This is a genomic window from Streptomyces sp. PL-29 (assembly GCF_058344425.1).
Genome location: NZ_CP136996.1, coordinates 2,647,932 through 2,657,500 on the forward strand (window position 1 = coordinate 2,647,932; position 9,569 = coordinate 2,657,500).

Below are 9,569 nucleotides of genomic sequence, written 5' to 3' on the forward strand. Positions count from 1 at the left end.
CAGCCTGCCGGTCCACAGGCGGGAACCGCCCCGGACCCTGCCCGAGGTGCCGGACTGCACGTCAGCTGGGTCCGGCCTTGTAGCCGACACCACGCACCGTCACGACGATCTCGGGGCGCTCCGGATCCTTCTCGACCTTGGAGCGCAGCCGCTGCACGTGCACGTTGACCAGGCGGGTGTCCGCCGCGTGCCGGTAGCCCCAGACCTGCTCCAGCAGCACCTCGCGGGTGAAGACCTGCCAGGGCTTGCGCGCGAGCGCGACCAGCAGGTCGAACTCGAGCGGGGTCAGTGCGATCGAGGCGCCGTCGCGCTTGACCGAGTGTCCGGCCACGTCGATGACCAGGTCACCGATGGCCAGCTGCTCGGGCGCGGGCTCCTCCGACCGGCGCAGACGGGCCCTGATACGGGCCACCAGCTCCTTCGGCTTGAACGGCTTGACGATGTAGTCGTCGGCCCCGGACTCCAGGCCCACGACCACGTCCACCGTGTCGCTCTTGGCGGTCAGCATGACGATCGGCACGCCTGACTCGGCCCGGATCAGCCTGCAGACCTCTATGCCGTCCCGTCCGGGCAGCATGAGGTCCAGCAGCACCAGATCGGGCTTCGCCTCCCGGAAGGCGGCCAGCGCCTTGTCGCCGTCCGCTACGAACGACGGCTCAAAACCTTCTCCCCGCAGCACAATGCCGAGCATCTCGGCCAGCGCGGTGTCGTCGTCGACGACGAGCACGCGTCCCTTCATGGTTGACATCATCCCATTAGCCAATCGTGACCCGGCGGTGAGCTGTCCCACAGCCAAAAGGGCTGGAAATCGCCCCTCGGACCTGCGTGGACGTCGGCCCGGCCGGTCTCGCCCGGATCCGGGCGACACTTGAAGGTACGGGCTGCCGGGTATCCGGGGGGACGGCTGGTCCGTTCGGGGCCCTCACATGGCACGATGGCAGCGACCAGCGCCCCCGCCGCAGCAGGTGGATGTGAAGGAGCGACGATGAACGACTCTCCGGGCTGGGCTACGCCCGGATCCTCTCCGTCCGACGGCGACCGGCAGGGCTCCCCTGCCGACCGGCCGGGCAGCGACGGCGGCGCGCAACAGCCCGCACGGCCCACCGGCGACCCCAAGTGGTCCGCCGACCAGCCACCGCCGGGCCAGTGGTCGAGCCCCGGCGCCACGCCCCCGGCCGACACCCCGCAGCCCCCGGCGCAGCCCTCCGGCGGCTGGGGGCAGCAGCCCGCGGCCCCGTACGGCGGCCAGTACGGCTACCCGGGCGGACCGGGCCAGTGGGGCCAGCAGCCGCCCGCCGCCAAGCCCGGGGTGATCCCGCTGCGCCCGCTCGGCCTCGGCGAGATCCTCGACGGCTCGGTCGCCACCCTGCGCACGCACTGGCGCTCCATCGTGCCCATCACCCTGGTCGTGGCCACCGTCATCCAGGTGATCAGCGTCTTCGTGCAGAAGTACATGCTGAGCGACCTGCCCCTCAGCTCGGCCGAGGACATGACCGCCGAAGAGGCGATCGACAGCCTCGGCAGCACACTCACGGTGTCGATGGTGGACCAGTTCATCCAGGTCCTCGGGACGATCGTGGTCACCGCCATGCTGACGATGATCTTCAGTCGGGCGATCCTGGGACAGCACTCCACGGTGTCGGCCGCCTGGCGCGAGGCCCGCCCCCAGCTGCTGCGCCTGATCGGCCTGACCCTGCTGCTGGCCCTCGGCATCATCCTGCTCGGCGCCGTCCTGGTCCTGCCGGGAGCCCTCGCGGGCAACGTGGGCCTGGCCTTCGTCGGCTTCGCCGCCTGGCTGCCGCTCGTCGCCTGGCTCGGCATCAAGTTCAGCCTGGCATCCCCGGCCCTGATGCTGGAGAAGAGCACCGTCGTCAAGGCCTTCCAGCGCTCCTCGAAGCTCGTCGCCGGCGCATGGTGGCGCATCTTCGGCATCACGGTCCTCACCGCCCTGATCGCCTTCATGGTCGCGCTGATGGTCGTGGCGCCGTTCCAGATGATCGGCATCTTCGCCTTCGGCGGCGGCCTCGGATCCCTGGAGGACGGCAGCGCCCAGACCGCCTGGGCACCGCTGATCTTCGCCGGGATCGGCCTGATCATCGCCCAGACGATCATCATGCCCATCCAGTCCGGCGTCACCGTCCTCCTCTACGTCGACCAGCGCATCCGCCGCGAGGGCCTGGACCTGGAACTCGCACGGGCGGCCGGCATCGAGAACTACGGCACGACCGGAGGCTGACCCACCGATGATGAGCACGGGGGGCCTCATCAACCGCACCGCGGCGCTCCTGCCGGGTGCGGAGACACCACCGGTGACGACACCGCGCGCGCCCGCCCAGGAAGCGGCGGAGCACGAACTGTCCAAGCCGATGTACCACGAGAGCGACCCGAGCCTGGTGGACCGCGCCCTACGCGCGTTCTTCGAGTGGCTCGACGACCTGTTCGGTGCCGCCTCCGGGACGACCCCCGGAGGCACCGCGGGCCTGGTCGCAATCCTGCTCCTGGTCGTCCTCGCGGCCGCCGCGCTGTGGTGGCGCCTGGGCTCCCCCCGCCGCACGGCCGCCGCCGGCACCCTCTTCGACGACGGCGTCCGCAGCGCGGCCGACCACCGCACCGCCGCGGAGGCCCACGCCGCCGCCGGCCGCTGGACGGAGGCCGTCCAGGAACGCATGCGCGCGGTGGTCCGCTCCCTGGAGGAGCGCACCCTGCTGGATCCGCGCCCGGGCCGCACCGCCGACGAGGCGGCCGCCGAGGCCGCAGTCTCCCTGCCGGAGCATGCCGCCGCCCTCCGCGCCGCCGCCCGCACCTTCGACGACGTCACCTACGGCGGCCGCACCGCGGACGCCGACGCCTACGCCCGCCTGCGCACCCTCGACCTCACCCTGGACCGTGCCAAGCCGCTCCTGACGGGACCCGCCTCATGACCGGCCCGACCCAGCCCTGGAGCACCCCGGAGCACCCCCCGGCACGGTCCGGCACCGCGGCTTCCGCCCCGGCCGGGCGCGAGCCGGGGCCGTCCCCGCGCAGCGCCGAGCAGCATGCCGCGCCATCGTCCGGGCCCGGTCCCGCCCCGGGCCCCGGCCGCCGCGGGACCCGGCGAAGGCCCCGGCCGGGGTACGGTCACGGCCGCCACCCCCGCCGCAGCGCACCACCCGCGCCGCGCCACCCGCACGGTACGCCGCACCGCCGCCGTCCTGGCCGTCGTCGCCGCCGGCGCCGTCATCCTCGCCGCCCTGAATTCCGGCACCCGGCACGGCGCCCTCGACCCCCGCTCCGCCGACCCGGCGGGCAGCCGTGCCGTCGCCGAGCTCCTCAAGGAACGCGGCGTCACGACCCGCGTCGTCACCACCGCCCGCGAGGCCGCCGACGCGGCCGGCCCCGGCACCACCCTCCTGGTCACCGAGCCGGACCTGCTCGGCGCCGCCCAGCGCAGCGCCATCCGCTCGGCCATCGACCTCTCCGGCGGCCGCACCGTCCTGCTCGCCCCCGGCGACCCCAGCCTCTCCGACCTCTCCCCCGGGGTCCGCACCGAGGGCGACGCCGCCACCGACGACCTCGCCCCCCGCTGTACGCTGCCCGCCGCCGAATCCGCCGGCCGCGCCGGCACCGGCGGCGGCCTCCGCTACAGCACCGCCCTCCCCGGCGCCATCGCCTGCTACCCCAGCGGCGGCCACCCCACCCTCCTCGTCCTGCCCACCGGCACCACCGGCGGCGACACCGTCCTCCTCGGCTCGGAGACGGTCCTCCTCAACGAGAGCCTCGCCGAGGAGGGCAACGCCTCCCTCGCCCTGCAGCTCCTCGGCTCCCGCCCGGACCTCGTCTGGTACCTGCCGTCCCTCGCCGACTCCGACGCCGGCACCGGATCCGGCGACGAGGACAAGACCCTCTTCCAGCTCGTTCCGGCCGGCTGGTCCTGGGCCCTGCTCCAGCTCCTCCTCGCGGCCGTCCTGGCCGCCCTGTGGCGCGCCCGCCGACTGGGCCCCCTCGTCACCGAGAGGCTCCCTGTCGCCATCCGCGCCTCCGAGACCACCGAGGGCCGCGCCCGCCTCTACCGCAGGGCCGGGGCCCGCGACCGCGCCGCGACCGTACTGCGCGCCGCCTCCCGCGAGCGTCTGGCCGCACTGGTCGGCGTATCCCCCGCCCAGGCCCACGAGGCGGCCGCGCTGGTCCCGGCCGTCTCCGCCCGCCTGACCGGCGGATCCCTGGACGTGACCGCCCTCCTCTTCGGTACCACCCCTTCCGACGACGCGGCGCTCGTCGCGCTCGCCGGCCACCTCGACGCCCTCGAAAGAGAGGTCCGCACCTCATGACGTACCCGGCCACCGAGTCCACGGCCGCGACCGCGGACAGCGCCCGCGCTTCCCTCGAAGCGCTCCGCACGGAGATCGGCAAGGCCGTGGTGGGCCAGGACTCCGCCGTCACCGGTCTCGTCGTCGCGCTCCTGTGCCGCGGCCACGTCCTCCTCGAAGGTGTCCCCGGTGTCGCCAAGACCCTGCTCGTGCGCGCGCTGGCCGCGTCCCTGGAGCTCGACACCAAGCGCGTCCAGTTCACCCCGGACCTGATGCCCAGCGACGTCACCGGCTCGCTCGTCTACGACGCCCGGACCGCCGCGTTCTCCTTCCAGGACGGCCCCGTCTTCACCAACCTCCTCCTCGCGGACGAGATCAACCGGACCCCGCCCAAGACGCAGTCCTCACTCCTGGAGGCGATGGAGGAACGCCAGGTCACCGTGGACGGCACCGCCCGCCGGCTCCCCGAGCCGTTCCTCGTCGCCGCCACCATGAACCCGGTCGAGTACGAGGGCACCTACCCCCTCCCCGAGGCCCAGCTGGACCGCTTCCTCCTCAAGCTCACCGTGCCCCTCCCCTCCCGCGAGGACGAGATCGGCGTCCTGAGCCGCCACGCCGCCGGCTTCGACCCCCGCGACCTGAAGGCCGCCGGTATCCGCCCGGTCGCCGGACCGGCCCAGCTCGATGCGGCCCGGGAGGCCGTCTCCCGGGTGTCCGTCTCCCCCGAGATCGCCGGCTACGTCGTCGACATCTGCCGCGCCACCCGCGATTCGCCCTCGCTCGTCCTCGGCGTCTCGCCCCGCGGCGCGACCGCCCTGCTGGCCACCTCCCGCGCCTGGGCCTGGCTCACCGGCCGCGACTACGTCACTCCCGACGACGTCAAGGCCCTCTCCCTCCCGACGTTGCGCCACCGGGTCCGGCTGCGTCCCGAGGCGGAGATGGAGGGTGTCACCGCCGACGCCGTCATCACGGCGATCCTCTCCCACGTCCCCGTCCCGCGCTGATGGCCCTCACCGGACGCGCCGCGCTGCTGGCGGCCCTCGGCAGCATCCCGGTCGGCTTCCTGGAGCCGAGCTGGGCGGGCATGCTCGCGGTCAACGGCCCGATCGCCCTGGCCTGCGCGGTCGACTACGCCCTGGCCGCACCGGTACGCGGCCTCGTGCTGGCCCACTCCGGCGACAGCTCGGTACGCCTCGGCGAGCCGGCGGACGTCCACCTGGCCATCACCAACCCCTCCGGCCGCACGCTCCGGGCCCGTGTCCGCGACGCGTGGCCGCCGAGCAGCTGGGCCCCGGGCACGGAGGCGGCCGCTTCCCGCCACGAGCTGGTCGTCCCGGCGGGCGAGCGCCGCCGCCTGACCACCCGGCTGCTCCCGACGCGTCGCGGCGACCGCCACGCCGACCGTGTCACCATCCGCTCGTACGGCCCGCTGGGTCTGTGGGCCCGCCAGGCGTCCCGGCCGGCGCCCTGGACGGTCCGCGTCCTGCCGCCGTTCACCAGCCGCAGGCACCTGCCGTCCCGGCTGGCCCGACTGCGTGAACTGGACGGCCGTACCAGCCTCTTGACCCGCGGCGAGGGCACAGAGTTCGACAGCCTGCGCGACTACGTGCCGGGCGACGACACTCGTTCGATCGACTGGCGTGCCACGGCCCGCCAGCACAAGGTGGCCGTCCGCACCTGGCGCCCCGAACGGGACCGGCACATCCTGATCTGCCTCGACACCGGCCGCACCTCGGCGGGCCGGGTGGGAGACTCCCCCCGCCTGGACTCGGCCATGGACGCGGCCCTGCTCCTGACCGCCCTGGCGACCCGCGCCGGTGACCGGGTGGACCTCCTGGCCCACGACCGCCTCCCCCGCGCCCAGGTGCAGGGCCGCGCGGCGGCCGACGTCCTGCCGTCCTTCGTCAACGCCATGGCCACCCTCGAACCGGAGCTGGTCGAGACCGACTCCCGCACTCTGGTGTCGACCATCCTCCGGAATGCCCCACGCCGGTCCCTGGTGGTCCTCCTGACGAGCCTGGACGCCGCCCCGATCGAAGAGGGCCTGCTGCCGCTCCTGCCGCGGCTCACGCAACGTCACACGGTCCTGCTGGCCTCGGTGGCCGACCCCCATGTGGCGGCGATGGCCGCCTCACGGGGAAGCGTGGACGCGGTGTACGAGGCCGCGGCCGCCGTCCAGACCCAGTCCCAGCGCCGCCGCACGGCCGACCAGCTCGCCCGCCATGGCGTCCACGTGGTGGACTCCACGCCCGACGCCCTGGCCCCGGCCCTGGCCGACGCCTACCTCTCCCTCAAGGCCGCAGGCCGCCTGTAGGGCACCGCGGCTGGATGCCCCGGGCGCCCTGGGCGGGCACCCCTCAGGGTCATCTCCGGCAATGTTCTGATGGTGGTGGAAGTCGTCCCAGGGACGCACTCGCTCACCGACGTCTGGACGCTCGACACGAGCGGCCTCACGAGCTGCCCCGCGGACTGGTGACACGGGGCGGCAGCGACGCCGTTACGCGCGTATGCGCCGGATGCGGCACTGGTCATGCCGGCGCGACCGGCCCGTGAACGCGGAAAAGCCCCGTACCAGAAGGTACGGGGCTTCCCCACAACAATTGTTCGGCGGCGTCCTACTCTCCCACAGGGTCCCCCCTGCAGTACCATCGGCGCTGAAAGGCTTAGCTTCCGGGTTCGGAATGTAACCGGGCGTTTCCCTAACGCTATGACCACCGAAACACTATGAAATTTAGAACGCTGGCATGTAATCACAGCCGTTCGTTATTTCAGAACTAACACAGTGGACGCGAGCAACTGAGGACAAGCCCTCGGCCTATTAGTACCAGTCAGCTCCACCCGTTACCGGGCTTCCACATCTGGCCTATCAACCCAGTCGTCTACTGGGAGCCTTACCCTCTCAAGGAGGTGGGAATACTCATCTTGAAGCAGGCTTCCCGCTTAGATGCTTTCAGCGGTTATCCCTCCCGAACGTAGCCAACCAGCCATGCCCTTGGCAGGACAACTGGCACACCAGAGGTTCGTCCGTCCCGGTCCTCTCGTACTAGGGACAGCCCTTCTCAATATTCCTACGCGCACAGCGGATAGGGACCGAACTGTCTCACGACGTTCTAAACCCAGCTCGCGTACCGCTTTAATGGGCGAACAGCCCAACCCTTGGGACCGACTCCAGCCCCAGGATGCGACGAGCCGACATCGAGGTGCCAAACCATCCCGTCGATATGGACTCTTGGGGAAGATCAGCCTGTTATCCCCGGGGTACCTTTTATCCGTTGAGCGACGGCGCTTCCACAAGCCACCGCCGGATCACTAGTCCCGACTTTCGTCCCTGCTCGACCCGTCGGTCTCACAGTCAAGCTCCCTTGTGCACTTACACTCAACACCTGATTACCAACCAGGCTGAGGGAACCTTTGGGCGCCTCCGTTACCCTTTGGGAGGCAACCGCCCCAGTTAAACTACCCATCAGACACTGTCCCTGATCCGGATCACGGACCGAGGTTAGACATCCAGCACGACCAGAGTGGTATTTCAACGGCGACTCCACACCAACTGGCGTTGATGCTTCAAAGTCTCCCACCTATCCTACACAAGCCGAACCGAACACCAATATCAAACTGTAGTAAAGGTCCCGGGGTCTTTCCGTCCTGCTGCGCGAAACGAGCATCTTTACTCGTAGTGCAATTTCACCGGGCCTATGGTTGAGACAGTCGAGAAGTCGTTACGCCATTCGTGCAGGTCGGAACTTACCCGACAAGGAATTTCGCTACCTTAGGATGGTTATAGTTACCACCGCCGTTTACTGGCGCTTAAGTTCTCAGCTTCGCAACCCCGAAAGGTCACTAACCGGTCCCCTTAACGTTCCAGCACCGGGCAGGCGTCAGTCCGTATACATCGCCTTACGGCTTCGCACGGACCTGTGTTTTTAGTAAACAGTCGCTTCTCGCTGGTCTCTGCGGCCACCCCCAGCTCAGAGTGCAAGACTCATCACCAGGAATGGCCCCCCTTCTCCCGAAGTTACGGGGGCATTTTGCCGAGTTCCTTAACCATAGTTCACCCGAACGCCTCGGTATTCTCTACCTGACCACCTGAGTCGGTTTAGGGTACGGGCCGCCATGAAACTCGCTAGAGGCTTTTCTCGACAGCATAGGATCATCCACTTCGCCACAATCGGCTCGGCATCAGGTCTCAACCTTCATGAGGGACGGATTTACCTACCCCTCGGCCTACACCCTTACCCCGGGACAACCACCGCCCGGGCTGGACTACCTTCCTGCGTCACCCCATCGCTTACCTACTACAAGTCTGGTTCGTCGGCTCCACCACTTTCCATTCCCCGAAGGGTCCGGAACGGCTTCACGGACTTAGCATCGCCTGATTCGATATTGGGCGTTTCAAAGCGGGTACCGGAATATCAACCGGTTGTCCATCGACTACGCCTGTCGGCCTCGCCTTAGGTCCCGACTTACCCTGGGCAGATCAGCTTGACCCAGGAACCCTTAGTCAATCGGCGCACACGTTTCTCACGTGTGTATCGCTACTCATGCCTGCATTCTCACTCGTGAACCGTCCACAACTAGCTTCCGCTGCTGCTTCACCCGGCACACGACGCTCCCCTACCCATCACAGCCTCCGTTGGGAGTATTGCTGCAATGACACGACTTCGGCGGTACGCTTGAGCCCCGCTACATTGTCGGCGCGGAATCACTTGACCAGTGAGCTATTACGCACTCTTTCAAGGGTGGCTGCTTCTAAGCCAACCTCCTGGTTGTCTCTGCGACTCCACATCCTTTCCCACTTAGCGTACGCTTAGGGGCCTTAGTCGATGCTCTGGGCTGTTTCCCTCTCGACCATGGAGCTTATCCCCCACAGTCTCACTGCCGTGCTCTCACTTACCGGCATTCGGAGTTTGGCTAAGGTCAGTAACCCGGTAGGGCCCATCGCCTATCCAGTGCTCTACCTCCGGCAAGAAACACACGACGCTGCACCTAAATGCATTTCGGGGAGAACCAGCTATCACGGAGTTTGATTGGCCTTTCACCCCTAACCACAGGTCATCCCCCAGGTTTTCAACCCTGGTGGGTTCGGTCCTCCACGAAGTCTTACCTCCGCTTCAACCTGCCCATGGCTAGATCACTCCGCTTCGGGTCTAGAGCGTGCAACTCAAACGCCCTATTCGGACTCGCTTTCGCTACGGCTTCCCCACACGGGTTAACCTCGCTACACACCGCTAACTCGCAGGCTCATTCTTCAAAAGGCACGCAGTCACGAGATACAGCAAGCTG

Annotated in this window: 6 protein-coding genes and 2 rRNA genes (1 of these 8 only partly in view); 5 read left to right on the plus strand and 3 right to left on the minus strand. The window is 69.0% G+C overall.

Features of this window, described 5'->3' with window-relative positions; genetic code table 11:
* Positions 1-61: 61 nt before the first annotated feature.
* Entirely contained in the window at positions 62-751 is a 690-nt protein-coding gene (gene mtrA, locus R4Z63_RS12080; protein WP_189747360.1) for a two-component system response regulator MtrA, read from the minus strand.
* Positions 752-985: 234 nt separating this feature from the next.
* Between mtrA and R4Z63_RS12085 the strand changes: the two genes are divergently transcribed.
* The 5 genes from R4Z63_RS12085 to R4Z63_RS12105 all read left to right on the plus strand — a co-directional run bounded on the left by R4Z63_RS12085 (position 986) and on the right by R4Z63_RS12105 (position 6,600).
* Entirely contained in the window at positions 986-2,236 is a 1,251-nt protein-coding gene (locus R4Z63_RS12085; protein WP_384455529.1) for a hypothetical protein, read from the plus strand.
* A 7-nt stretch (positions 2,237-2,243) separates the two neighbouring features.
* Positions 2,244-2,921 carry a DUF4129 domain-containing protein gene (locus R4Z63_RS12090; RefSeq protein ID WP_384455532.1) on the plus strand — a complete coding sequence of 226 codons (678 nt, stop codon included), beginning with the start codon at positions 2,244-2,246 and terminating at the stop codon, positions 2,919-2,921.
* A 114-nt stretch (positions 2,922-3,035) separates the two neighbouring features.
* Positions 3,036-4,307 (plus strand): DUF4350 domain-containing protein, encoded by a 1,272-nt coding sequence (locus tag R4Z63_RS12095; RefSeq protein ID WP_491522537.1) that lies wholly within the window; start codon positions 3,036-3,038, stop codon positions 4,305-4,307.
* A complete protein-coding gene (locus R4Z63_RS12100) occupies positions 4,304-5,290 on the plus strand; it encodes an AAA family ATPase (protein WP_384455537.1) in 987 nt (328 codons plus the stop codon). Before R4Z63_RS12095 ends, R4Z63_RS12100 begins: the two co-directional genes overlap by 4 nt.
* On the plus strand, positions 5,290-6,600 hold the full coding sequence (locus tag R4Z63_RS12105) for a DUF58 domain-containing protein (RefSeq protein ID WP_384455541.1): 1,311 nt from the start codon (positions 5,290-5,292) through the stop codon (positions 6,598-6,600). The genes R4Z63_RS12100 and R4Z63_RS12105 overlap by 1 nt, the downstream gene beginning before the upstream one ends.
* Before the next feature lie 288 nt (positions 6,601-6,888).
* Here the strand turns inward: R4Z63_RS12105 and rrf are convergent.
* Positions 6,889-7,005, minus strand: a 5S ribosomal RNA gene (rrf, locus tag R4Z63_RS12110).
* A 79-nt stretch (positions 7,006-7,084) separates the two neighbouring features.
* Positions 7,085-9,569, minus strand: a 23S ribosomal RNA gene (locus R4Z63_RS12115) (it continues 634 nt past the right edge of the window).